The following is a 24,438-nucleotide window of genomic DNA, read 5'->3' as shown; positions in this document are numbered from 1 at the left end:
CGCTGGCCTGATGATTCTCGGACCCCTTACGCGCGGCCACGCGACGCCATCACGCCGTGACGCGGGGGACGCCTTCGAGATTTCACGTCTCCTAGGTGACTTTTGTGACTTTCGGCGCCCGGGGCATGCGCCAACCAGTAGCCGCCACCGCTCTATTCCCAAGGCGTGGCTTCCCCGCTAAGCCCGCCGCCAAATGTCCGAAAAACCCGATTACCGAGACACGGTCTTCCTGCCGAAGACCGACTTTCCGATGAAAGCCGGCCTCGCCCAGAAGGAGCCGGCCATCCTCGCGCGCTGGGCCGAGAGCGACCTCTACGGCCAGATCCGCCGCGCCCGCCAGGGCGCCGAGCGCTTCATCCTGCACGACGGGCCACCTTACGCCAACGGCGACATCCACATCGGCCACGCGATGATGAAGTCGATCAAGGACTTCATCCTCCGCTCGCAGTCGCTGATGGGCAAGGACGCGCCCTTCATCCCCGGCTGGGACTGCCACGGCCTGCCGATCGAGTGGAAAATCGAGGAGCAGTATCGCAAGAAGAAGCAGGACAAGGACGAGGTTCCGCCGCGCGAATTCCGCGCCGAATGCCGCGCTTATGCCGAGCATTGGGTGGGCGTGCAGTCGCAGCAGTTCCAGCGCCTCGGCATCACCGGCGACTGGGCGGACCCCTACCGCACGATGGACTTTGCCTCCGAGGCGGTGATCGCCGGCGAGCTCCTCAAATTCGCCATGGCCGGCAAGCTCTACCGCGGCGCCAAGCCGGTCATGTGGAGCCCGGTCGAAAAGACAGCCCTCGCCGAAGCCGAGGTCGAATATGAGGACATCACGTCCACGCAGATCGACGTGGCGTTCGAAATCGTCGAGAGCCCGATCCCGGAGCTGGTCGGCGCCCATGCCGTAATCTGGACGACCACTCCGTGGACGATCCCGGTCAACCAGGCGATCGCTTACGGCGAAGACATCGAATACGTTGTGTTTCTCCACCAGTGGGGAGGGCGCTATCTGGTTGCTGAACCGCTCTTCAAGCAGGTTCAGGACCGCGCCCAGCTTGACGATTCGGTTATCCAGACGCGAGTGAAGGGCTCAGCCCTGACCGGCACCGTCGCCCGCCACCCGATGCACCATCTCGGCGGCTTCTTCGCGCGACCCCGTCCCTTCCTGCCCGGTGATTTCGTCACCACGGATGCCGGCACCGGCCTCGTCCACATGGCGCCGGATCATGGCGAGGACGACTTCCTGCTCTGTAAGGCGCATGGGCTGGAGCCGGTCTTCGCGGTCGAGGCGGACGGCAAGTATCGCGCGGACTGGGCGTGGCTCGGCGGCCAGGGCTCAATCATCAACCCCAAGTTCAACGCGCCCGACGGCCCGATCAACTCGGACCTGCGCGAGGCCGGCGCCCTCCTCTCGGCCAGCGCCGACTTCAAGCACAGCTACCCCCACAGCTGGCGCTCCAAAGCCAAGGTCATCTTCCGCGCCACCCCCCAATGGTTCATCCCGATGGACCAACAAAGCCCCTCTCCCCTTGCGGGAGAGGGACAGGCTCGCGCAGCGAGCCAGGGTGAGGGGTCGGACACTCAGTCCCTCAGCCTCCCACTCGGCTCCGCCGAGCGGGCCCCTCCCTCTCCCGAAATGGGAGAGGGGATGACACTCCGCGCCACCGCCCTCCAGGCGATCGAGGATACGCGCTGGGTCCCTGAAAAGGCCCGCAACCGCATCCGCGCGATGGTGGAAGGCCGCCCGGACTGGGTAATCAGCCGCCAGCGGGCCTGGGGCGTGCCGATCGCGCTCTACGTCAACCGCAGGACCGGCGACTATCTCAGGGACGAAGCCGTCAACGCCCGCATCCTTGCCGCGTTCGAGGCCGGCGGCGCCGACGCCTGGTTCGGCGCGGACCATCAGGCGCTGCTCGGCAACGACTACAATCTCGCCGATTATGAGCCGGTCAACGACATCCTCGACGTCTGGTTCGACAGCGGCTCCACTCACGCCTTCGTGGTCGAGAAGCGCTATGGCGAGGGCGTCCGCGCCGACCTCTATTGCGAAGGCTCCGACCAGCATCGCGGCTGGTTCCAGTCGTCGCTGCTGGAAAGCTCCGGCACCCGCGGCCGCGCGCCCTACAAGGCGGTGCTGACCCACGGCTTCACGCTCGACCAGACCGGCCGCAAGATGTCCAAGTCGGTCGGCAACGTCATCGATCCCTTGAAGATCATCCAGGAATCGGGCGCCGACATCCTCCGCCTCTGGGTGGGCTCGACCGACTATTTCGAGGACGTGCGGATCGGCAAGGAGATCCTCGCCGGCACCTCCGACGCCTATCGCAAGCTCCGCAACACCTTCCGCTACCTGCTCGGAGCGCTCAGCGACTATTCCGACGAGGAACGCGTCGCTCCCGCGGAAATGCCGGAGCTGGAGCGCTGGGTCCTGCACCGCCTTGCCGGGATGGATGCCGAGCTGCGCGAGGCGGCGGAAGGCTTCGACTTCAATCGCTACACTCGCCTGCTCACCACCTTCGCCAACGACGATCTGTCCGCCTTCTTCTTCGACATCCGCAAGGACAGCCTCTATTGCGACGCGCCGACGGACCCGAAGCGCCGCGCCTACCGCGCTGTGCTCGACGCCGTCTTCCAGGCGCTGGTGCGCTGGTTGAGCCCGATCATCCCCTTCACCACCGAAGAGGTCTGGCAGAGCCGCTATCCCGAGGCTCAATCGGTGCATCTGGAGACCTGGCCCGAGATCGACCGGGCCTGGCGCGACGAGGCGCTCGGCGCGAAGTGGGACCGGCTGCGCGCCGTCCGCACCCGCGTCACCGAAGCGATCGAGCCGCTCCGGCGCGACAAAATCGTCCGATCGAGCCTGGAGGCCGAGGTTGAGTTGACGCTCGCCGAGCAGGAGCTTGCGGCAGCCGTCTCCTCGGTCGATTTCACGGAGCTCTGTATCGTTTCCGAACTCGCTGCGCAGGCGGGGCCGGAGGATGGGGTTGCCGTCACCCGCACCAACCGCGAGAAATGCGGCCGCTGCTGGCGCCATCTGCCGGAAGTGAAGGAAGACGGCGCGCTCTGCGCCCGCTGCGACGAGGTTGTGAATGGCTGACAGCACCGCTCAGGCTCCTGCACGCAGGGTTGAGCCTGTGGAGCGCAATCACCGCGGCCTCGCTTTGTCGATTGCGGCCCTGGTCTTCGCCTTCGACCAGCTCACCAAATATATCGTGATCGGGCCGCTCCAGCTTCAGAGGCGCAGCGTGATGGAGCTGCTCGATTTCTTCGATCTCCGCTGGGTCGAGAATCGCGGCGTCTCGATGGGCTTCCTCACCGCCGATACCGATCTCGGCCGCTGGCTGCTCGTGATCCTGACTGCCGCCATCGCGACCGGCGTCTTCGTCTGGATCTGGCGCGAGAAACGGCGCGACGATGCGATCGCCCTCAGCCTCGTGCTCGGCGGCGCCCTCGGCAACATCGTCGACCGTATCCGCTTCGGCTACGTCGTCGACTTCGCCGACCTGCATTTCGGCGAATGGCGGCCCTTTTTGATCTTCAATGTTGGCGACGCTGCGATTACCATCGGCGTGTTGCTGTTGCTCGTTCGCGCGCTGCTGACGCGCGACAAGAAGGGCCCAGGTAAGGAAGTTTGACCATGCGTATCGTGAATATCGGCCTCGCGGCCTCGGCGGCCGCTCTCCTGCTCGCGGGCTGCGGCACCGGCGGAGGGCTCAACCGCAGCCGGCCGGACGAGTTCGCCGTCGCCCGCAATGCGCCCCTGGTCGTTCCGCCCGATTTCGCGCTGACGCCGCCCCGCCCGGGCGAAGCGTCGCCGAACGCCGTCGACAGCCGCACCCAGGCGATCGAGGCGCTGTTCGGAGGCCCCTCGCCGCGCAGCTCGTCCGAGACCACCTTGCTGCGCGAGGCCGAAGGCGATCGCGCGGCTGCCGGCGCCCGCTCGGTGGTCGGCGACCCGAACACCGTCGTCGTCGACAAGGGCGCGACCACCCAGACCATCCTGCAGGTGCCGGAAGGCGACGGCCAGGAAGCGCGCGTCTCCACGCCGCAATAAGCGGGCCGCCGTTCCGGCGGACGAGGTGAAGGGCGCGTTAGCCCTTCCTTAGCGCGCTTCGCCTTAGGCTGGCGCGCATGACGCACCAGGAGCCCGCGCAGCAGACGCCGCAGCCGATCGAGGCCGGCTGGCACGTGGCTCGTCTCCGTAACGTGCTGATGATGGTCGAGCAAATGGCCGGCCGCGACTCCCTGCCGATGGACCAGGATGCGGTGCTGGACGAAGGCACCGCCCTCAACGCCGCCTATGGCCGCGCCGTGCCCGTCGCGCAGCGCCGCTTCCAGGCGCTCGCGGTTGAAACCGCCGGCTGGGCCGCCGCAGGCGTCGAAGCCCTGCTCGCCCACCAGGACGCGCCCGAGCCGCCGCGCGCCGCCGCCGCCGTGCTGGCACTGGAACTCGACCGGGCCTTGATCGACCTCCGGCGCGTGCTTCGCGCCTAATCGCCGGCCGGAGGCGCCGGCGCTGCGGCGGGCCACTCCTTCACCCTCACGTCGCGCTGCGGGAACGGGATCTCGATGCCGTTCTCCTTGAACAGCACCCAGAGCCGGTTGAGCACCTCCGACTGGACGGGGGCGAGCCCATCCTCCGGGTCCTGTATCCAGAGCCGGATCTCGTGATCCACCGAGCTCTCGCCGAACGCCCGCAGCCAGACCTTTGGCGGCGGATTGTCGAGCACCCGCCCGGCGCCGGTCGCCGCTTCGAGCATCAGCCGCTGCGCCAGCGGAAGATCGCAATCATAAGCGACCCCGACCGGGATGCTGATCCGCACGTTGCGGCTGGAATAGGACCAGTTGACCACCTCCTCGGTCATCAGCAGCTCGTTCGGGATGAGATGCTCCTTGGCCTCGCGGGTGATGATCGAGACCGCGCGAACGCCGATCTTGTTGACCGACCCGAAGCTGTCGCCAACGGCGATCACGTCGCCCGGCTTGATCGAGCGATCCATCAGCAGGATGATCCCGGCGATCAGGTTGCCGAACGTCTTCTGCAGCCCGAAGCCGATCGCGAGGCCGACGGCGCCGGAGAAGACGGCGAGCGCCGTCAGGTCGATGCCGACAAGGTCGATGCCGATGAAGAAGGCGGCGACGAGCAGCGCCACCCCCGCCAGCTTCTGGGCAAGCAGCTGCTGGGTGGGATCCAGTCCTCGCGTGCGACGGATCTGATGATTGATGATCCGGCTCGCCAGCCGCACGACCGCGAACAGGACCAGCAGCGCCACCGCGACCTTGAGCACCGACAGCAGCGAGATGCGGGTATCGCCGGCGTTGAAGCCGACTTGGTTGAGCGCGTTGGTGACCGGATCCAGGCCGTCCATCACGTCCGCCACGATCGCGACGAAGGTGACCGCGGCCAGCAAGGCCGCTGACCAGCGCGGCAGGTGCAGTCCCCGGATCAGGCTGTAGACCAGCATTCCGGCTGCGGAGCCCAATGCGACGCCGAGCAGGAATTCGGGCAGGTCCAGCCACGGCTCGATCACGATGGCCAGGGCAAGGAGCAGCGACGCCACCAGGTAGCGAAGCATCGCGCACATCCGGTCGCCGATGCCCGCGTTGCGCACGCCCGCATGCCGTTCCCAGAGCCGCGCCAGCTTCGGCCCCGCCCGGCGCCCGGCGAAGCCGGCGACGAGCCAGGCGAGGGCGATCACGATCAGCGCCGCGACTGCGGAGATGAGCTCGGGTGCCCCCGGAAGCGAGATGCCGAAACGCGCGAGCAAACCGTTCACGCCGCGGAGCCGTAGCGCGCCAGGCCCGCCGCGAGATCCTCGATCAGGTCGTCGGTGTCCTCAAGTCCGATATGCAGTCTCACCATCGGCCCTTCCTCCTCGAAGGTGCCAACGCTTCGGACGCGTGCGGGGTCAATTGGCAGGGCGAGGCTCTCAAAGCCACCCCAGCTGTAGCCGATCCCGAATTGCTCAAGTCCGTCGATGAACCGAGCCCGATCGGCATCGCTGCCGCCCTTCAGCACGAAGGAGAACAGACCGGAGGCACCGTTGAAGTCACGCAGCCACAATTCGTGGCCCGGGCAGCCCGGCAGGGCTGGATGGATCACCTTCGCGACCTGCGGCTGCTCCTGCAGCCAGCGGGCGACGGTGAGCGCGCTGCGCTCATGCTGGCGCAGCCGCACGCCGAGCGTCCGCAGCCCCCGCGCGGCCAGGTAGGCATCGTCGGGACTGGCATGCTGGCCAAGCGCGCGGCTCGCCTGCTGAATCTTCGGCCACACAGCCGGCGCGGCCGTGACCGAGCCGAGCATCACGTCGGCATGGCCGACCACATATTTGGTGCAGGCGAGGATGGAGAGGTCGACCCCCTTCTCAACCGCGGTGAACAGGAGCGGCGTCGCCCAGGTATTGTCGAGGAGGGTGACGATGCCCCGGCTCCGCGCCGCGGCTGCGATCGCCGGCACGTCCTGCACCTCGAAGGTTAGGCTTCCCGGGCTTTCCATGAAGACGGCGCGCGTCCGTTCGGTGAACAGCGTCTCGATGCCGGCGCCGATCAGCGGATCGTAGTAGACGGTGCTGACGCCCATCCGCACGAGCAGGTCGTCGCAGAAGGCGCGGGTCGGGGCATATACGCTGTCGACCATCAGCAGTTCGTCGCCGCTCTCCAGCACCGCCAGCAAGGCGGAGGCAATCGCGGCGACGCCGGACGGGTAGAGGCGCGTCCCCGCCGCGCCGGGCTCCAACTCCGTCAGCGCCTCGGCCAGTGCCCATTGCGTCGGAGTTCCATTGCGCCCGTAATGGAGTCTTCCGTCCGCCGGCGGGTTCGCCGCGCGCATGTCGGCGACGCTGTCGAAAAGCACGGTGGAGGCGCGCCAGACCGGCGGGTTGACGATGCCTCGAGTCCATTCCTCGCGCCGCCCGCTTTGCACGATCCGTGTGTCGGGCCGGCCCTTGCTCCCCTTCACGCCGCGCCTGTCGCTTTGGGGGTCTCGGCGTCGGCACCCCATTCGGACCAGCTGCCGTCATAGAGCATGACGTCATCCTTCCCGAGCAGCTGCGCCCCGAACAGCAAGACCGCCGCGGTGATGCCCGAACCGCAGGTCGTCACCAGCGGCTTCGACAGGTCGACCCCTGCCGCGTCGAAAGCAGCGCGGAGATCGTCGCCGCGCTTCCAGCTATTGTCGGCATTGAAGAGCTGACCCTGCGGCAGGTTCTTCGATCCCGGGATATGCCCCGCCGGAAGACCGGGGCGCGGCTCCACTTCCTCGCCGGCGAAGCGGGCGGCACTGCGGGCATCGACCAGTTGATGCTGGCCGGTGCCGAGAATCGAGCTGACAAACGCCTTGTCCGCCACCTGCCGCCCGTCGAACAGCGGTGTGAAATGCGCGTGCCGGACCTGCGGCCTCCCAGCTTCCACCGGCCGCCCTTCCGCCTTCCACTTCTGCATGCCGCCGTCGAGGATGGCCGCATAATGGGCGCCGAACAGCTTCAGCATCCACCAGGCGCGGGCCGAGCTGTGCAGGGGCGTGTTGTCGTAGACGACGAAGCGGTTGCCGTCGCCGAGGCCGAGCGACTGCATCCGGCTGGCGAACTTGTGCTCGGGCGGCAGCATGTGCGGGGCGGGATCGGCGCTGTCGGCGACCTCGTCCAGATCCAGGAAGACGGCGCCGGGAATATGCTCCGCCTCATATTCGGCGCGGGCATCGCGGCCGTGGGAGGCGAGGAAGAGGGTCGCGTCAATCACGCGCAGGTCCGGCGCGCCGAGCTCCGCCTCCAGCCATTCCGTCGAAACCAGCTTGTCCATCCTATCTCCCCCGGATGAAGGCGCGGACGTCGCGGCTGAGCGCGCTGCGGTCCTCGTCGCGCACGTACATCATGTGGCCGGAGCCATAATATCGATACTCGATCCGCTCCTGCGGGATGCCGGTGCGGGAGAGCGCATATTCGGCCGCGAAGAAGGGCGTGGCGAAATCGTAATAGCCCTGGCCGACGAAGATGCGCATGCCGCTATTCTCGCGCATCGCCTTGCCCAGATAGGGGGTGAGGTTGAGATAAGCGTTGGCGTCGCGGCCGCCCGGTATCTGCCAGTCCCACGGGCCGACGCTGCCGATGGTAACGTAGGATCGGTCGGTCCTGTAGCCGAGCGGCCCGCGGACATAGGCATTGATCGCCGCCGTATAGCCCGCGTCGATGCCGTAGAAGCTGGGGTCGTTGTCGGGCGTCTCACCGGCGTTGTCATAGTCGCGGCCCGTATAGCGGCTGTCGAGCCGCCCGACGGTGAGGCCGCGATCGCGCAGCAGCTCCTTGTAGAAGCGGTCGGGCGTGACTCGCAGGTTGGCCTGTTCCAGATACGCCTCGGACAGTCCGGTGAACCGGGCCAGCTCGCGCCGCACCGATGCGCGTTCCTCCGCGCTGATCCGCTGTCCCTTCAGCAGAGCCGCCGCATAGGGCCCCAGCGCATATTGCCGCGCCTCCTCGACGAACCCCTCGACGGACGGAGCCTGAGCCTTGCCGTGATAGAGCGCCGTCGCCGCCATCGAAGGCAGGTTCAGGACCGGGCTCAGCTCGTTGCCCGGCGTGTCGGCGCCGGCAGCGAAATCGAGCACGGTCGAGATCAGGATCACGCCGTTCAGCGCGACGTCGTTATACTGGCCCTCCAGCTGATCAACGACCGCGGCCGAGCGCGTCGTGCCGTAGCTCTCGCCGCCCAGGTATTTTGGCGAATTCCATCGGCCATTCTCGTTGAGCCAGAGGCGGATGAACTGCGCGACCGATTCGGCATCCTTGGTGACGCCCCAGAATTCCTTGGGCTCGGTCTTGCCGAGCGCGTGGCTGAAGCCCGTGCCGACCGGATCGATGAACACGATGTCGGTGACGTCGAGAAGGCTGTCGGCATTGTCGAGCAGCGGATAGGGCGGGCCGCTGTCGTCACGCGCGTCGGACGGGATTGCGACCCGCTTCGGCCCGAACGCGCCCATGTGCAGCCAGACCGATCCCGATCCGGGGCCACCGTTGAACAGGAAGGTCACCGGCCGGTTGGGATCGCGCGGCTCCTTCACGTACGAGGTCGAGAAGATCGCAGCCCGCGGCGTCCCGTCGGCGGCCTTCAAGTAGGTCTCGCCCGCGGTCGCGACATAGTTGATCCGCTGGCCGCCGAACGTGCCGCTGTGCCGGGTCACGGAAATATTCGGCGGCGGAATTGCCGGTGCATCCTCCTTCGGCACCGGCCTGGCCTCGCTTTGCCCCTGCGCCGGCGCGGCAGTGGCGGCCAGAGCCGCAGCCAAGACACAGGAAACAATCGGCAAAGTCCGGCGCATCGCGATCCTCATCCGTTTCGGGCGTCGCAGCTATTGCACGGCCTCCGCCGCCACGGAAGCCGGTCCGCTTTGGTGCACTTGCGACTCATTCGCGCGCGGTCCTTGACTGATCCCCTCGCCTGTTGCTCAGTAGCGGCCGGGAGTCCCGGGACGCGGAGTCGCGGGTACGGGGAAATCTGGATGCAGGTCCGGTTCTGGGGAACGCGCGGGTCGCTGGCAAAGCCAGGCCCGTCCACCGTGCGCTACGGCGGCAATACCTCCTGCGTGCAGATGGTCTCCTCCAAGGGCACATTCCTCGTGATCGACTGCGGCACGGGCGGGCACGAGCTCGGCGCCCACCTCGCGCGGCAGGGCAAGCCGATCCGCGGCCACATGCTGATCAGCCACACCCATTGGGATCATATCCAGGGTATCCCCTTCTTCGCGCCTTTCTTCATCCCCGGCTACAAATGGGACCTCTATGCCCCGCAGGGCTTCGGCGACTCGCTGCGCGACACGCTCGCAGGACAGATGGAGTTCACCTATTTCCCGGTCACGCCGGACGCGTTCGCGGCGGAGATGAAATATAACAGCCTGTCGGAAGGCAGCTTCCGGATCGACGATATCACGATCCGCACGCGCTTCCTGAACCACCCGGCCCTTACGCTCGCCTACAGGATCGAATGCGACGGCGTGGCGATCGTCTATGCGTGCGATCACGAGCCGCATTCCCGGGCCCTTGCCGCCGCGGAAGGGCCGATCACAGGGCAGGACCGGCTCCATGCCGACTTCCTCGCCAACGCAGACCTCGTCATCCACGACGCGCAATATACGGCCGAAGAATATGAGCCGAAAATCGGCTGGGGCCACAGCACCCACGAATATGTCGTTAAGATCTGCGACTCGGTCGGCGTGAAGCGGCTCGCGCTCAGCCATCACGATCCGATGCGCTCCGACGATGCGCTGGACAGGCTGGTCGAGCGCGACCGCGCGAGCCTCGGCCCCGATTCCATCCTCGACGTCTTCGCGGCGGCCGAGGGGATGATCCTCGACCTCAACGCTCCCGAAGCGGCAAATGTCGCCGAAACCCAGCTCGATCACGCGCTGAATGTCGGCGCGGACGGCGTGCCCCTGCTGCTCGTCGCCACCGCCGACAATTCGGTCAGCGACAAGCTGCAGCAGGCGGTCGAGGCGGAGCCGGTGCAGATGGTGAAGGCGGCGACGGGCGAGACCGCGCTGCGCCTGTTCCAGAGCGAGCACCCGTCGCTGGTGATCATCGACGACAATCTTCCGGACAGCAAAGGCAAGGACCTGTCTGACGCCATCCGCAGCCTTGCCGGTTCCGCAGAGGCGGATCTCCCGATCATGATCCTGAGCCCAGATGCGAATCCGGGCAATGGCGGCCTCGGCAAGTCGACCGATTGGCTGCAGACGCCCTTTTCCGGCGAATATGCCCGCGCCCGCATCCGCACCTGGCTGATGCGCGGCCAGTTCCGCTGGCTGCGGGCGCCTGTCGACGAAGACGAGAAGGAACGCCTGTTGGCGCTCCGCTCGCTCAACCTCCTCGATACCGCGCCGGAGGAGCGCTTCGACCGCTATACCCGCATCGCCGCGGCCCTGTTCGACGTGCCGGTCGCGCTCGTCACCCTGGTCGACGAGGACCGGCAATGGTTCAAGTCGTGCATCGGCACCAACGAGTGCGAGACCTCGCGCGAGGTGTCCTTCTGCGCCCATGCGCTGAAGCAGCATGAGGTGATGGTCGTCCCCGATGCGCTCGCCGACCCGCGCTTCGCCGACAATCCGATCGTGGTCGGCGGGCCCCGCATCCGCTTCTATGCGGGCGCTCCCCTGCACATCGCCGGGGGGCACTGCATCGGCACCTTGTGCATCATCGATCATCGGCCGCGGCAGCTGACCGACGAGGAACGCAAGCTGCTCGAGGATCTCGGCAGGCTCGTCGAGAAGGAGCTGGTCGCCGGCCCGCACGCTGCCTAGGGCGGCATGACAGGAGGCGCGGGCGGCTCTAGAGAGCGGCCCATGACGCTCACCCATCTCGGCCAGGGCAGCTCCCTCCCCTCGTCGCCCGACGATGCCGTTCTCGATTATGTGCCCAACCCGCGCACCGGCCGGCCCTATCTGGTTCGGTTCACAGCGCCGGAATTCACCTCGCTCTGCCCGGTGACGAGCCAGCCCGATTTCGCCCACCTCGTCATCGACTACGCGCCCGGCGAGACGATCGTCGAATCAAAGTCGCTGAAGCTGTTCCTGGGCGCGTTCCGCAATCATTGCGGGTTTCACGAAGACGTGACGGTCGGCATCGCCGAGCGGCTCGTCGCCGAGATGAAGCCGCTCTGGCTGCGGATCGGCGGCTATTGGTATCCTCGCGGCGGCATGCCGATCGACGTCTTCTGGCAGTCCGGCGATCCCCCGCAGGGTCTCTGGGTGCCGGACCAGGGCGTCCCCGCCTATCGCGGCCGGGGCTAAGGGCGTGGCGGACGGGCCGCGCATCGTCGTTCTCGGCGCCGGCTCGATCGGCTGCTTCGTCGGCGGCGCCTGGCTGGCGGCCGGGTGCAGCGTCTCCTTCATCGGCCGCGAGCGGGTGCGGGACGAGATCAAGGCGAACGGCCTGACGCTCAGCGACCATACCGGCTGGCGGATCCACCTCGCGCACGATCTGATCGAGTTCGCGACCAAGCCGGCAGCTTTGGCCAAGGCGGACATCGTCGTGCTCTGCGTCAAGAGCAGCGACACGGAAGCGGCGGCGAAGCAGATCGCCGCGCACGGCAAGAAGAAGCCGGCCGTCTTCAGCTTCCAGAACGGCGTCAGCAACCCCGATACACTGAGGAGGCTGCTGCCCAGGCCGGAGGTGGTGCAGGGCGTGGTGCCCTACAATGTGGCGCATCTCGGCAGCGGCCGCTTCCACAAAGGGACGTCCGGCGAGCTCGTGGCGGAGGAGACGGAGACCAGCCGCGCTCTCGCCGCCCGCATAGGCGACCGCCCGGGCAGGCTCCGGCTCGCGAGCGACATGCCCGCGGTCGCCTGGGGCAAGCTGCTCATCAACCTCAACAATGCGGTGAATGCGCTGTCGGGCGAAACCCTGCTCGATCAGCTCGGCAAGCGCGACTATCGGCGCGTCGTCGCCGCATCGATCGTCGAGGCGCTCGACCTCCTCAAGCAAGCGGGGATCGAGCCTGCGCAGAGCGGACCGCTTCCGCCCAAGCTCCTCCCCCACGCCATCGCGGCGCCCGACTTCATCTTCAGGAACCTGCTGCTTAAGGTCCAGAAGATCGACGCGCAGGCGCGCTCGTCCATGGCAGACGACCTCAATTCGGGCCGTGAGACCGAGATAGACTATCTGAACGGGGAGGTCGTGCGCCTTGCCGCCTCGCTCGGCCGCGAGGCGCCGGTGAACAGCGCCATCGTCAGCCTGATCAAACAACGCGAGGCCGGCGTCGAGCGGCTGTGGAGCCCCGATCAATTGCGCAAATATGTCCTGGAAGGTCATCGCGGGGTCGCAATCTTCGGCTACTGACACTAATGTGAGTCCAATGGCCGCGCACAGCTTCAGGATCGGGATCGACCCCGCCGACATCGACTTCATGGGTCACGTGAACAATGCCGTGTATCTGAAGTGGGTGCAGGATGCGGTGGTGAGCCACTGGCAGAAGCTCGCCCCCGCTGAGGCCGTCGCCAAGCACCTCTGGGTCGCGCTCAAGCACGAGATCACCTACCGCAAGCCTGCATTTCTCGATGACGAGGTCGTTGCCTCGGTCGTGCTCGAGAAGGTGCAGGGTGCCCGCGCCTTCTACGAGACGCTGATCAAGCGGGGCGAGGAAGTGCTGGCGGAAGTGAAGTCGAGCTGGTGCTGCCTCGATGCCGAGACGCTCCGCCCGTCCCGGATCGCCGCCGATATCGCGAGCCACTTCTTCCCGCGCAGCTGAGGCTTTCCCGGCGATCGATTGACTCACCCGGTGAGCCGGGCAAGGTCCCGGCGCAGCTCCCCTGCCAAGGACCCAGACCCGATGCGTCTTCTCGCGACCGCTTCCGCTCTCGCATTCACCGCCGTCCTCGCCGCCTGCACCACCGCCGCTTCGGATCGCGTCCCACCGGCGGCCAGCGCAGCGACGGCAAGCGAGGTCCCGACGCAGCTGCCGCGCACCGTCCGGCCGCTCCATTACTCGATCTCCGTGCAGCCCGACGCAGCGAACCTGCGCTTCGCGGCCACCGCGAGGATAGACATCGAGGTGCTGGAGCCGGTGGACAGCATCACGCTCTCGGCCATGGAGCTCGACTTCGGCAGCGTGTCGCTTACCAACGTGCCCGGCAGCCCGCCGCTGGCGATCTCACCAGTGGATATCCGGCCCGACGCAGCACAGCAGATCGCCACCTTCCGCTTCGCGCAGGCGATCCGACCCGGCCGCTACCAGCTTCAGATCGACTATACGGGCAAGATCAACACCCAGGCGACCGGCCTCTTCGCGCTCGACTATGAAGGGCCCGCCGGCACCCGGCGGGCGCTCTACACCCAGTTTGCGCCGGCCGACGGCCGCCGCTTCATGCCGTCCTGGGATGAGCCGAACTTCCGCACGCCCTACGACCTTCGCGTCACTATCCCCGCCGGCCAGCGCGCGGTGAGCAACATGCCGGAGGCTGGACGCGAGAACCGGCCCGACGGCAGCAGCATCGTCACGTTCCGGACCACTCCGGCGATGTCCAGCTACCTGTTGTTCCTCGGCGTCGGCGACTTCGACCGCATCGCCGCGCCGAGCGCGGGCACCGAAGTTGCCATCGTCACAAAGGGCGGATCAGGCGAGCAGGGCCGCTTCGCGCTCGCGGAGTCCGTCAAGGTCGTGCCCTGGTATACCGAGTATTTCGGCACGCCCTACCCGTTGCCCAAGCTCGACAATGTCGCCGGCCCGGGCGGCAGCCAGTCTTTCGCGGCGATGGAGAATTGGGGCGCGATCTTCACCTTCGACCAGTATCTGCTGGTCGATCCGGCGATCACAACCGAGGCTGGCAAGCAGTCGATCGCGCTGATCCTGACCCACGAGATCGCGCATCAATGGTTCGGCAACCTCGTCACCATGAAATGGTGGGACGACATTTGGCTGAACGAGAGTTTCGCCTCGTGGATCACCACCAAGGCCCTCACCGAAATCCATCCCGAATGGGAGCCGACGCTGGCGCGGATCGGGACCCGCGAGACGGCGATGAACCTCGACAGCGTCGCCACGACCCACCCGGTCATCCAGGAGGTGAAGACGGTCGAGGAGATGAACCGCATCTTCGACGTCATCACCTACCAGAAGGGCGAAGCGGTGCTGACGATGCTGGAGGATTATGTCGGTGAAGATCAGTGGCGCAGCGGCGTCCGGGATTATATCCGCACCTACCGCCTCCAGAACACCGTGACGCGGGACCTGTGGGACAAGGTCGAGAGCGCGTCCGACGTTCCGGTGCGTGCCGTCGCGGACGATTTCACGCGGCAGCCGGGCGTACCTTTGATCCGTGTCGAGAGCGCCACCTGCACCGGCGGACGCACCAACGTGTCGCTGCGCCAAGGCGAGTTCAGCCGCGATCGTCCCGACAAGACGCCGCTCGCATGGCGCGTGCCGGTCATCGCCGCAGTCGCCGGCGGCAGGCAGGCACGAATGCTGATCGAGGGCGGGTCGGGCAGCCTGTCGCTGCCGGGCTGCGGCACCGCCATCGTCAACCAGGGGCAGGCCGGCTATTACCGGACGCTCTATGCGCCGGCGCTGCTGGACGGCATCGAACGTGATTTCGCGCGCCTCCAGCCGATAGACCAGATCGGCCTCGTCGCCGACAATTGGGCGCTGGGTCTCGCCGGCTACCAATCGGCCGCCGAGGCCATGGACCTGGTGGAGGCGATTCCCGCCAACGGCAATCCGCAGCTCTGGGGCCGCGCCGCGACCGTGCTGACCCAGCTCTTTCGCCTCTACCAAGGCGACGCCGCACGACAGGCGCTGGTGTCGCGCTACGCCTCTGCGAAGCTGGGGCCGGTGCTGAGACGCATCGGCTGGCGCGCCAAACCGAATGAGCAGGCGAGCGTAGCCGTGCTCCGGGCGAACCTCATCCGCACGCTCGGTCTGCTCGGCGATCCAACAGTGGCCGCCGAAGCCCGGCGCCTCCGCGACGCCGGCGACCCGCTCGCGACGCAGGGTCCGCTCCGCACCGCGATCCTCGCCGCCGTCGCCGCGAACATGGATGCCGCCGGCTGGGATCAGCTTCGCGCGCAGGCGCGGGACGAGAAAAGCGCGCAGGTGCGGCAAGGGCTTTACGGGCTGCTCGGGAGCGCACGGGATCCTGCCCTTGCCCGGCGCTCTCTGGAACTAGCATTGACCGAGGAACCGGGGGCCACCAACCGGGCGGCGCTCATCTCCGCCGTGGCAGCGGAACATCCCGATCTCGCCTACGACTTTGCCGTGGCCAATCGAGCGGCGGTAGAGCCGCTGGTCGATGCCTTCGCCCGCGCCGCCTACATACCGAGCCTGGCCGCCGGCTCCGCGGATGCGGCGATGGTAACGAAGCTGGAGGCGTTCGCGGCAGCGCATCCGGATTCAGCCCAGACGGCGCGGCAATCCATCTCGGCCGTGCGTGATCGTGCGCGCGTCCGCGAGCAGCGCCTGCCCGACATCACCCGCTGGCTGGAGGCGAGACGAGGCTCTTGAACTCCTCGAACTTGCCGTTCGGCCCCGCTGGAATCCGGTCTTCGAAGTAATTGAAGCGGATTTCGAAGGGGTAGCCGAGGAAGTTCTGGATGTGGCTCGACACGGCCTGCTCCTGGTCGGCCGTCAGCGCCTGCTCCACCACCAGCCGCACCTCGACGCTGGTCAGGCTGTCTTGGACAAGCTGATACTGGACGATCGGCGCCAGGTTGCGGAAGTGCTTGAAGCCGGTGATCGGCCAATAGGTGCTGCCGTCCGGCCGCACGACCATGTTGCGTGTCCGCCCCAGGATCCGCCGCAGCGTCGGCAGGCCGCGGCCGCAGGGGCACGGGCCACCGACTTCGGCATAGTCGCCGATGTCGTAGCGGATCATCGGCGACGCGTGGTTGTGGAGATCGGTGACGACGAGGCGGCCAATCTCGCCCTCCCGGCAGGGGCGGCCTTGCTGGTCGACAACCTCGACGAGCAGCGCCTCCGACATGAGGTGGTAGAGGCCGCCGAGTGGACATTCGATGGCGAGATAGCCGAATTCCTCGGACGAGTAGCAGTCGCGCAGCTCGACGTTCAGCCGCCGTTCCGCGGCCTCCCGGACGTCCGGGGGCAGCGTCTCGCCGACCGTGCGGACGCGGCGGAGGTCGGGGAGCGTGATGCCGTCCCTCTGAAATCGGTCGATCATCGCTGCGAGGTTGGTGGGATAGATGATCAAGGTGGTGGGCCGAAACCTCCGCACCTGCTCGATCTGCAAAGTCAGGTCGGTGCCGTTGTCGACGAGGAGGGCCGGCCCTGTCTCGAAAAAGTCGCTGAAGGGTGAGCCCCAGCTCGATGATTCCCGCGCCTCCTGGACCAGCGCGCGGATCGCGCAGAGGCGGCCGGTGAAATCCGGCTCGTGCCACAAATGATAGCGAAGCGTCAGCGCGGTCCAGAACAATTGCGTCAGCGCCGTCTTCAGGACCTTTACCGGCTCGCCGGTCGAACCAGAGGTCTGGAACAGCTGCAGCGGCGAATGGCCTTCCGGGACTGCACGGGAGAAGAAGCTGTCGGGGTCCTGCTGGATCTCGCGCCGCGTCAGCGGCGGCAAGGCAGAGATGCCCTCGGCTCTTCCCAGATCGGACGCCTCCAGAGCGGCGCGGTGCAGCCGTTCCCGAAAGCGTGGCGAATGGTCCGCGAAGTGCGCGGCAAGCGAGCCGAGCTGCCGCAACTGCCCGGCCTGCAGCAGCTCGGGGGAGGACCATTGCGAACGTTCGAGAGTCAGCATCAGCGCGGCGAGCGAAGATCTCCGCGTGCTGAAGACAGGCGGCCAGAGCGAGCCCGGCACGTCGCCGCACATGGTCGCGAGGCGCTCGTCGGCACCCGTCATGGAAAGTCGAGAATGAAGAGCGGGCATCGCTCGGCGAGCGGATAGTCGCCCGACGGCGCGAAGAAGGCATCGCGCATCCCGTCCGGCACGAGCTCAAGCAGCCTGCTGCGGCTGGGGTAGGAATGAATCGACGCCGCACCCCGATATGCATCCATCTCAGCGATCGTCTCGAGACTCCAGCCGCTTGCGCGGGACAGCGCCTCGCGATCCGGGAACAGTGCCTGAAAGCGGCGGAACAGATCGTCGCTGGTGATGCTCATCCGTCCCGATTCGAGCGTGACCGCCTGGTTGAAACGCAGCTTGAAAGCATGGAAGCCGATGCCGCCCGCATAAGAGGCGTCCCGTACAGCGAGCACATCTTCCCCCTCCTCGGGCGTCGCGAAGCAGCGGATCACGGCCCGAGCCCCAGGCCTCAGCACCCGGGCAAGCTGCTCGATCAGCAGCCTCGCATCCTCGGGATAGCTCAGCATGGTGAAACAGCCGTCGCCCACCGCCGCCGCCATGGACTTGTCCGGCAGCGCCATGCTGCGCCAGTCGCCCAGCATGGCGCGCCTGGCGGAAGTGTCGCCGGGCCAGACCGACGCGATCATCGCTTCGTTCCAGTCCATCGCCACCACGTGCGCCGCTATGTCGGCCAGTTCCGGCGTCACCCCCAGCAGCAGGACCGGGTCATCGCCTGGCTCCAGGTGCCTTGCGACCGCGACTGGAACGTCAGGGTGCAGACGGAGGGGCGGCTGCGACCTTTTCCAGCGCAGATGGAAGTCGCGTCCATCGGAAGCCATTCCGCCCGCGTCCCTCACCTGCCCCTGAACAAGCCACCGAGCAGGCCGCGCAACAGCGAGCCTGCGACCTTGTTGACGACCTGCCGCTGCACCGCCTTGCCGACCTGCCGCACCATCTGCTCGTGGAGCGGGGGATTGGCTCGCCGTTCGCGGGCAAGGCGCGCTTCTTCCCTGGCTTGGGCCGCGCGCTCCCGGGCCTCCACCTTGGCCTGCTCCGCGGCCGCCTTGGCCTCGGCCGCTTCGGCCTTCGCGGCGACAGCGGCGGCTGCCGCCTCGGCGCCCCGCGCCTTCAATATCTCCTCGGCACTCTCGCGATCGACGGCCTCGTCATATTTTCCAGCCGCGGGCGAGATCGATTGGATCACCGCCCGCTCCTTCATCGTCAGCGGTCCCAGGCGCGAGCGCGGCGGCTTCACCAGCGTCCGCTCGACCGGCGAGGGCGCACCATCCTCCTGGAGCACCGAGACGAGCGCCTCGCCCACCTTCAGCTCCGTGATCGCGGTGGCGACGTCGAGCTTCGGATTGACGCGGAAGGTCTCGGCGGCTGCGCGGATCGCCTTCTGGTCGCGCGGCGTATAGGCGCGGAGCGCATGCTGGATGCGGTTGCCGAGCTGGCCGGCCACCTCCTCGGGAACGTCGATCGGGTTCTGGGTCACGAAATAGACGCCGACGCCCTTGGACCGGATCAGCCGCACCACCTGCTCGATCTTGTCCTGGAGCGCCTTGGGCGCGTCGTCGAAGAGCAGGTGCGCCTCGTCGAAGAAGAAGACGAGCTTCGGCTTCGGCAGATCACCGACCTCAGGCAACTCCTCGAACAGCTCGGACAGCAGCCAGAGCAGGAAGGTCGCATAGAGGCGCGGGCTCGCCATCAACTTGTCGGCGGCGAGGATGCTGACATAGCCGCGGCCGAGCTCGTCGACAGCCATGAAGTCGGCGATGTCGAGCGCAGGCTCGCCGAAGAAGCGGTCGCCGCCCTGCGATTCGAGCTGGAGCAGCTGGCGCTGGATCGCGCCAATGCTGGGCCTGGTGACGTTGCCGTAGCGGGTGGAGAGCTCGCCCGCCCGCTCGCCGCAATGGATGAGCAGCGCCTGGAGGTCTTCGAGATTGAGGAGCAGCAGCCCCTCTTCGTCGGCAACACGGAAGGCGATGTTCAGCACGCCTTCCTGCGTCTCGTTGAGGTTCAGCAGGCGTGCCAGCAGCAGCGGCCCCATCTCCGACACGGTAGTGCGGATCGGGTGGCCCTGCTCGCCGTATAAGTCCCAGAAGATCGCTGGATTGTCGGCATAAGCGAAGTCGGCCATGCCGAGCTCCACCACACGCCGCGTGAGCGCCTCGTGCGCCGGATGGATCGGCGATCCCGGCATCGCCATGCCTGCGAGGTCGCCCTTCACGTCGGCGACGAACACCGGCACGCCGGCCGCCGAGAAGCCTTCCGCCAGCCCCTGCAGCGTCACGGTCTTGCCGGTGCCGGTCGCGCCGGCGATCAGCCCGTGGCGGTTGGCGCGGCTCAGCGTCAGGCGCTGCAGCTCGCCGCTGCCGCCGAGTCCGATCAGGATGCCCTCGTCCACGCTATCCCCTTCGCTGCCGCCGCACCTATTCCCGAAGGAATGAGGCGCGGCAAGCGGCGAACGGGTCAGCGGCGGACGTCGACGCCGACGTAAAGGGCCGGCGCGTTGCCGCGGCGGATGAGGAGCAGCACCGATCCGCGGCCGGTGCCGCGCGCGGCCTCGACCGCCGCGGCGGCCTCTTCCGGCGTCCGGGTCGGGCGCTGGTTGATCGAGAGGATCACGTCACCCTGCTGAATACCCTTGGCCGCCGCATCGCTGCCCGGATCGACCGAGGCGACGACAACGCCGCGAGTGGCCGTGTCGGTGATGCGCAGCGAACGTGCGATCTCAGGCGTCAGCGCCTGCACGGTGACGCCGAGGCTGGCGCGGGCAGAACGCTGACCGGCGGACTGCTCGGACTCCGGCTGGGCACGAATGCCCGGCTCGTCGTCGTCCGTCTCGATGCCGTTGAGGCGCGCCAGCTCTTCCGTCGTCGGCCGCTGGGCGACCACGACAGTGACGGTCTGGCGCTGGCCGTTGCGGATGAGCTCGATCGGAACGCGGGAGCCGATCGGCTGCTGCGCGACCAGATAGGCCAGCGACTCGTCCTCGGTGACCTCGCGGCCCGCGACGCGAACGATGACGTCACCCTGGCGAATGCCGGCGCGCTCCGCCGCTCCGCCCGCCGTGACGCCGCGGATCAGTTCGCCGCGATTCTTGGCGACGCCGAGCGCGGCCGCGACGCTCTCGTCGAGCGGCTGGAGGCTGACGCCGATATAGCCGCGCTGCGGACGCTCGCCGCGACGAAGCGCGTTAATGACGGGCGACGCCTGCTCGGCTGGGATGGCGAAGCCGATGCCGACATTGCCGCCGGTCGGGGAGATCAACGCGGTGTTGATGCCGATCACGTTGCCGTTGATGTCGAACATCGGGCCGCCGCTATTGCCCGTGTTGATGGACGCGTCGGTCTGGATGTAGCGATCATAGGCCGCGCCGCCCTGGATCGAGCGGTGCAGCGCCGAGACGATGCCGGCGGTGACGGTGCCGCCGAGGCCGAACGGATTGCCGATCGCGACCACCCAGTCGCCGACCCGGGTGCGGGTCGAATCGCCGAAGCGGACGAACGGCAGGCCCTGCGCGTCGATCTTCAGCAGCGCCAGATCCGATTCGACGTCACGGCCGATCAGTCGCGCTTCATATTCCTTTCGATCGGAGAGCCTGACGGTGATCTCATCGACCGTCGCGCCGTTGCGGGCGGGCGAGATCACGTGGTTGTTGGTGACGATATAGCCGTCGGCCGAGATCAGGAATCCGGAGCCCAATGAACCGCCACGCTGGGTGGTGGTATTGTCCTCATTGTCGCCGCCCTGCGGCAGCCGCCCGCCGAAGCGGCGGAAGAATTCCTCGAACCCCGGCGGGAAGCCCTGGTTGCGGCTCACCTGGATGCTCTGCTTGGTCGAGATATTGACCACGGCCGGCTGCAGCCGCGCCGCGAGGTCCGCGAAGCTCATTGGTGCACCCGGACGCGGCGTCGCCGCCGAGATGGTGCCGGGCTCGTTCTGAGCGGTCTGGGCCCCGACGGACGTCGCTAGCGTTGCGGCGCTCCCGCCCAGCAAAAGAGCGGCAGTGATGCCATAAACATAACGCACGATGTCGATCCTCCTAGTATTCAGATGCCCGGCCGGGCTGCCCGGACGGGCGGAAGTTCCCCTCTTAAAGCTAGGTCGCGCGGCTGAACGGGGATTGAATGAATAGCCCCCGCCGCAGCCCGCTCACTCCCTCCCGCTGAACTCCTTGAGATACTCATTGCTCGGCGACAGGACGATGCTCGAACGGCCCATCTCCGTGCCCGATCCATCGTTGACGAAAGTCGTCTCGTACGACTGCATCGCCCGATAGAATTCATAGAAGTCCGGATCCTTGCCGAACGCCTCGGCATAGGTGCTGGCCGCTTCGGCATCCGCGTCGGCGCGGATGATCTGGGCCTGCTTCGCGCCCTGCGCCCGGATCGAGCGCGCTTCCTGCTGCCGAGCAGTCTGCATGCGCTGATAGGCCGATTCGAGCGGCGTGCCTTCGGGCAGATCGGCGCGCTTGATGCGGACGTCGACGATCTCGGCGCCATATTGCCGCGCGACGCGATTGAGATTGCGCTCGATATTTTCCATCAGCTGACCGCGCTCGGGCGACAGCAAGGCCGCGAACGGGCGCTTGCCGAGCTCGTTCCTGAGCGCGGAGCCGAGAATCGGGCGAAGCTGGTCGCTCACCGCCTGCTCGGTCCGGGCCGAAATATACATGCGGAGCGGATCGGTGATCCGATAGCGTGCAAAGGCATCAACCTGCAGCCGCAGCTGGTCGGTCGAGAGCACCTGCTGCCGGTCCATGTCCACGCTCTGGATGCGCTTGTCGATCCAGACGATCTCCTCGATGAACGGCCAGCGCGCGATCAGGCCCGCGCCAGTGCGACCGAACGGCGCATTGGCACGATAGGGATTCACGATCCGATCGACCTCGCCGAAGCGCACGATCACCGCCTGCCGCGTCTCCGGGACCACCGAGATGGTGCTGAAAAGGAGGATCAGCAGCAGGATCGCCAGGAAGCCGAGCGCGAACGGGTTGCGGAGCAGCCGCGCGTTCATCGGGCCGCTCCTTCGGTCGGCGTGGCCCGCTTCTGGACCTCGGGGAGAGGCAGATAGGGCGTCACGCCCGGCGCCTCGACGATCGTCTTGTCGACCTTGGACAAAACCTTCTCCATCGTTTCATAATACATGCGGCGGCGCGTCACCTCGGGGGCGAGGCGATACTGCTCGTAGACCTTGTCGAAGGCCGCGGCCTCGCCCTGCGCCTTGGCGGTGATCTGGAGCGCGTAGGCGCGCGCCTGGTTCATGTAGGATTGCGCTTCCTGCTGCGCCGCCGAAACGTCCTTGAACGCATCGGTGACCGCGGCGGGCGGATCGGATTGCTTGATCGCAACGCCCTGCACCGCGATGCCCGCGCGATACTGGTCGAGCAGTTGCTGCATCACCTGCTGCACGCGCTGCTCGATATCGCTGCGGCCCGCGCCGATCGCGTCGTCGAGCGAGACGCCGGCAACGACGGCGCGCATCGCGCTCTCCGCGACCTCGCGAATCGTCCCTTCAGGATCCTTGATCTGGAAGAGGAAGAGCTCCGGATCCTTGATATTCCAGCGGACCGAATAGGCCAGGTCGATGATGTTCTGATCGCCGGTTAGGATCAGATTCTCGCTGCTGCCGCCGCCCGGAGGAATGTCGACCGTGCGAATCTGCTGCACGTCGATCTTCTGGACGCGGTCGATGGGCGCCGGGAAGGAGAAGCTGATGCCGGGCTCGAACGTCGTCACATAGCTGCCGAAGCGAGTGAGGACGCCATTTTCCTGCGGTCCGATGCGATGGATGCTGGTGAAAAGCAGCCACAGGACGACCGCGATGCCGAGGCCGTAGAGCCAGTAAGGGCGCCCATCATTCCCGGTCGGGAAGCGCCCGCCGAAGCGGTCGCGGCTCTTCTTCAGGAAATCATCGAGGGAGGTGACGTTGCCCGGCCCGCTCGGGCGCGGCCGCCGCGGCGGCTGTCCCCAGGGATTGCGCGGACCGCCGCCGCCTCCGGATCCGCCGCCGCTGCCGCCGCCGGGGCCCCAGGGGCCGCCCTTATTCTCGTTCAACACTGCGCCGGGACGTGCGCCCCACCCGAAAATTCTGATCATGGAACCTTTATAGGAAGGGCCCGGAGCGAAAAACAGTGGCATCGGTCGATCAGATGCCTATCCGTCGCAGGCAGATGAGCATCGACAGCATGATGGCGGCCCTGAGCCGCGTGCCGGACCCCGCCGGTGAGGACATCGTCAGCAAGGGCCGCGTGCAGGCGCCGCGGATCAATGACGGCGTTGCCAGCCTCATCCTAGATGTCACCGGGCTCTCCGCCGATGCGCGTGCCAATCTCGAGCGCCGCATCCGCGCGGCGATGGTTGCGGTGCCGGGCGTCAACGACCTCCGCCTCGCGATGACCGCCGAGAAGGTGGAGCGGCGCATCGTCGCCGTCGGCAGCGGCAAGGGCGGGGTCGGCAAGTCCACATTGTCCGCCAATCTCGCCGTCGCCCTCGCCCGCATGGGCAACAAGGTGGGACTTGTGGACGCCGACATTTACGGCCCGTCCCAGCCACGCATCATGGGCAGCGAGGAGCGGCCGGAGCTGGCGGACAAGCAGATCATTCCCGTCGAAGCTTATGGCGTGAAGCTGCTCTCGCTCGGCCAGTTAGTCGAAGCCGGAGCCGCGCTCGCCTGGCGTGGGCCGATGGCGGCGAGCGCGCTCGGCCAGCTGCTCGACGGCGACTGGGGCGATACCGAGCTTTTGCTTGTCGACCTGCCGCCGGGCACGGGCGACATCCAGCTTTCGCTGATCCAGAAATGGAAACCGGCCGGTGCGGTGATCGTGTCGACGCCGCAGGACCTCGCTTTGATCGACGCCACCCGCGCGATCGACCTGTTCCGCAAGATGGACGTGGCGGTGCTCGGCCTGGTCGAGAACATGGCCGGCTACGAATGCCCGCATTGCGGCGAGGTCTCCGATCCGTTCGGCATCGGCGGCGCCGAAGCCGCGGCCAAGGTGATGTCGATCCCCTTCCTTGGGCGCGTGCCGCTCACTCTCAACATCCGCCGCTCCTCCGACAACGGCCATCCGCCCGCCGCCGGTGAGGGCGAGGAAGCAGCGGTTTTCGCGGCGCTTGCACGCAAGCTGCTGGCACAGCTTCAACCCGCTTGATAGTCATGGA

The 24,438-nt window shown here is 67.2% G+C and carries 20 protein-coding genes; 10 read left to right on the top strand and 10 right to left on the bottom strand.

What is annotated here, in order from left to right:
• The first annotated feature begins 193 nt into the window (after positions 1 to 193).
• From ileS to AC5JBD_RS08985, 4 genes are all read left to right on the top strand, one after another.
• The gene (gene ileS / locus AC5JBD_RS09000) at positions 194 to 3,091 is read left to right on the top strand and encodes an isoleucine--tRNA ligase (RefSeq protein ID WP_495721458.1); all 2,898 of its coding nucleotides are present in this window, start codon (positions 194 to 196) and stop codon (positions 3,089 to 3,091) included.
• Positions 3,084 to 3,629 carry a signal peptidase II gene (gene lspA / locus AC5JBD_RS08995; RefSeq protein WP_495721457.1) on the top strand — a complete coding sequence of 182 codons (546 nt, stop codon included), beginning with the start codon at positions 3,084 to 3,086 and terminating at the stop codon, positions 3,627 to 3,629. The genes ileS and lspA overlap by 8 nt, the downstream gene beginning before the upstream one ends.
• Before the next feature lie 2 nt (positions 3,630 to 3,631).
• Positions 3,632 to 4,048 carry a DUF3035 domain-containing protein gene (locus AC5JBD_RS08990; protein WP_495721456.1) on the top strand — a complete coding sequence of 139 codons (417 nt, stop codon included), beginning with the start codon at positions 3,632 to 3,634 and terminating at the stop codon, positions 4,046 to 4,048.
• A gap of 77 nt (positions 4,049 to 4,125) precedes the next feature.
• The gene (locus AC5JBD_RS08985) at positions 4,126 to 4,488 is read left to right on the top strand and encodes a hypothetical protein (protein WP_495721455.1); all 363 of its coding nucleotides are present in this window, start codon (positions 4,126 to 4,128) and stop codon (positions 4,486 to 4,488) included.
• Here the strand turns inward: AC5JBD_RS08985 and AC5JBD_RS08980 are convergent.
• The 4 genes from AC5JBD_RS08980 to AC5JBD_RS08965 are packed head-to-tail and all read right to left on the bottom strand — an operon-like array spanning position 4,485 to position 9,304.
• Positions 4,485 to 5,771 carry a mechanosensitive ion channel family protein gene (locus AC5JBD_RS08980; protein WP_495721454.1) on the bottom strand — a complete coding sequence of 429 codons (1,287 nt, stop codon included), beginning with the start codon at positions 5,769 to 5,771 and terminating at the stop codon, positions 4,485 to 4,487. The genes AC5JBD_RS08985 and AC5JBD_RS08980 overlap by 4 nt on opposite strands.
• Positions 5,768 to 6,994: a cystathionine beta-lyase gene (gene metC, locus AC5JBD_RS08975; protein ID WP_495721453.1), complete on the bottom strand. Its 1,227-nt coding sequence runs from the start codon at positions 6,992 to 6,994 to the stop codon at positions 5,768 to 5,770. The genes AC5JBD_RS08980 and metC overlap by 4 nt, the downstream gene beginning before the upstream one ends.
• On the bottom strand, positions 6,949 to 7,791 hold the full coding sequence (gene sseA, locus AC5JBD_RS08970; RefSeq protein ID WP_495721452.1) for a 3-mercaptopyruvate sulfurtransferase: 843 nt from the start codon (positions 7,789 to 7,791) through the stop codon (positions 6,949 to 6,951). The genes metC and sseA overlap by 46 nt, the downstream gene beginning before the upstream one ends.
• A gap of 1 nt (position 7,792) precedes the next feature.
• On the bottom strand, positions 7,793 to 9,304 hold the full coding sequence (locus AC5JBD_RS08965; RefSeq protein ID WP_495721451.1) for a S10 family peptidase: 1,512 nt from the start codon (positions 9,302 to 9,304) through the stop codon (positions 7,793 to 7,795).
• A 180-nt stretch (positions 9,305 to 9,484) separates the two neighbouring features.
• Between AC5JBD_RS08965 and AC5JBD_RS08960 the strand changes: the two genes are divergently transcribed.
• From AC5JBD_RS08960 to AC5JBD_RS08940, 5 genes are all read left to right on the top strand, one after another.
• Positions 9,485 to 11,278: a GAF domain-containing protein gene (locus AC5JBD_RS08960; protein WP_495721450.1), complete on the top strand. Its 1,794-nt coding sequence runs from the start codon at positions 9,485 to 9,487 to the stop codon at positions 11,276 to 11,278.
• Between the two features lie 42 nt (positions 11,279 to 11,320).
• Complete coding sequence (gene queF / locus AC5JBD_RS08955; RefSeq protein ID WP_495721449.1) at positions 11,321 to 11,767, top strand: preQ(1) synthase; 447 nt, start codon at positions 11,321 to 11,323, stop codon at positions 11,765 to 11,767.
• 4 nt (positions 11,768 to 11,771) lie between these two features.
• The gene (locus tag AC5JBD_RS08950; RefSeq protein WP_495721448.1) at positions 11,772 to 12,815 is read left to right on the top strand and encodes a 2-dehydropantoate 2-reductase; all 1,044 of its coding nucleotides are present in this window, start codon (positions 11,772 to 11,774) and stop codon (positions 12,813 to 12,815) included.
• 16 nt (positions 12,816 to 12,831) lie between these two features.
• Complete coding sequence (locus AC5JBD_RS08945) at positions 12,832 to 13,224, top strand: acyl-CoA thioesterase (RefSeq protein ID WP_495721447.1); 393 nt, start codon at positions 12,832 to 12,834, stop codon at positions 13,222 to 13,224.
• Between the two features lie 81 nt (positions 13,225 to 13,305).
• Complete coding sequence (locus AC5JBD_RS08940; protein WP_495721446.1) at positions 13,306 to 15,972, top strand: M1 family metallopeptidase; 2,667 nt, start codon at positions 13,306 to 13,308, stop codon at positions 15,970 to 15,972.
• Here AC5JBD_RS08940 and AC5JBD_RS08935 read toward each other — a convergent pair.
• From AC5JBD_RS08935 to hflK, 6 genes are all read right to left on the bottom strand, one after another.
• Positions 15,938 to 17,326, bottom strand: coding sequence for a phenylacetate--CoA ligase family protein (locus tag AC5JBD_RS08935; RefSeq protein WP_495721445.1), 1,389 nt, complete (start codon positions 17,324 to 17,326; stop codon positions 15,938 to 15,940). The genes AC5JBD_RS08940 and AC5JBD_RS08935 overlap by 35 nt on opposite strands.
• A complete protein-coding gene (locus AC5JBD_RS08930; protein WP_495721444.1) occupies positions 17,323 to 18,126 on the bottom strand; it encodes a class I SAM-dependent methyltransferase in 804 nt (267 codons plus the stop codon). The genes AC5JBD_RS08935 and AC5JBD_RS08930 overlap by 4 nt, the downstream gene beginning before the upstream one ends.
• Complete coding sequence (locus AC5JBD_RS08925; protein ID WP_495721443.1) at positions 18,123 to 19,676, bottom strand: helicase HerA-like domain-containing protein; 1,554 nt, start codon at positions 19,674 to 19,676, stop codon at positions 18,123 to 18,125. Before AC5JBD_RS08925 ends, AC5JBD_RS08930 begins: the two co-directional genes overlap by 4 nt.
• A gap of 65 nt (positions 19,677 to 19,741) precedes the next feature.
• Complete coding sequence (locus AC5JBD_RS08920; protein ID WP_495721442.1) at positions 19,742 to 21,304, bottom strand: Do family serine endopeptidase; 1,563 nt, start codon at positions 21,302 to 21,304, stop codon at positions 19,742 to 19,744.
• 123 nt (positions 21,305 to 21,427) lie between these two features.
• On the bottom strand, positions 21,428 to 22,291 hold the full coding sequence (gene hflC, locus AC5JBD_RS08915; RefSeq protein WP_495721441.1) for a protease modulator HflC: 864 nt from the start codon (positions 22,289 to 22,291) through the stop codon (positions 21,428 to 21,430).
• On the bottom strand, positions 22,288 to 23,373 hold the full coding sequence (gene hflK, locus AC5JBD_RS08910) for an FtsH protease activity modulator HflK (protein ID WP_495721440.1): 1,086 nt from the start codon (positions 23,371 to 23,373) through the stop codon (positions 22,288 to 22,290). Before hflK ends, hflC begins: the two co-directional genes overlap by 4 nt.
• Before the next feature lie 92 nt (positions 23,374 to 23,465).
• Between hflK and AC5JBD_RS08905 the strand changes: the two genes are divergently transcribed.
• The gene (locus tag AC5JBD_RS08905) at positions 23,466 to 24,428 is read left to right on the top strand and encodes an Mrp/NBP35 family ATP-binding protein (RefSeq protein WP_495721989.1); all 963 of its coding nucleotides are present in this window, start codon (positions 23,466 to 23,468) and stop codon (positions 24,426 to 24,428) included.
• The last annotated feature ends 10 nt before the right edge of the window (positions 24,429 to 24,438 follow it).

This window comes from Allosphingosinicella sp., from assembly GCF_059502505.1.
This window is presented reverse-complemented; position numbering and strand designations above follow the sequence as displayed.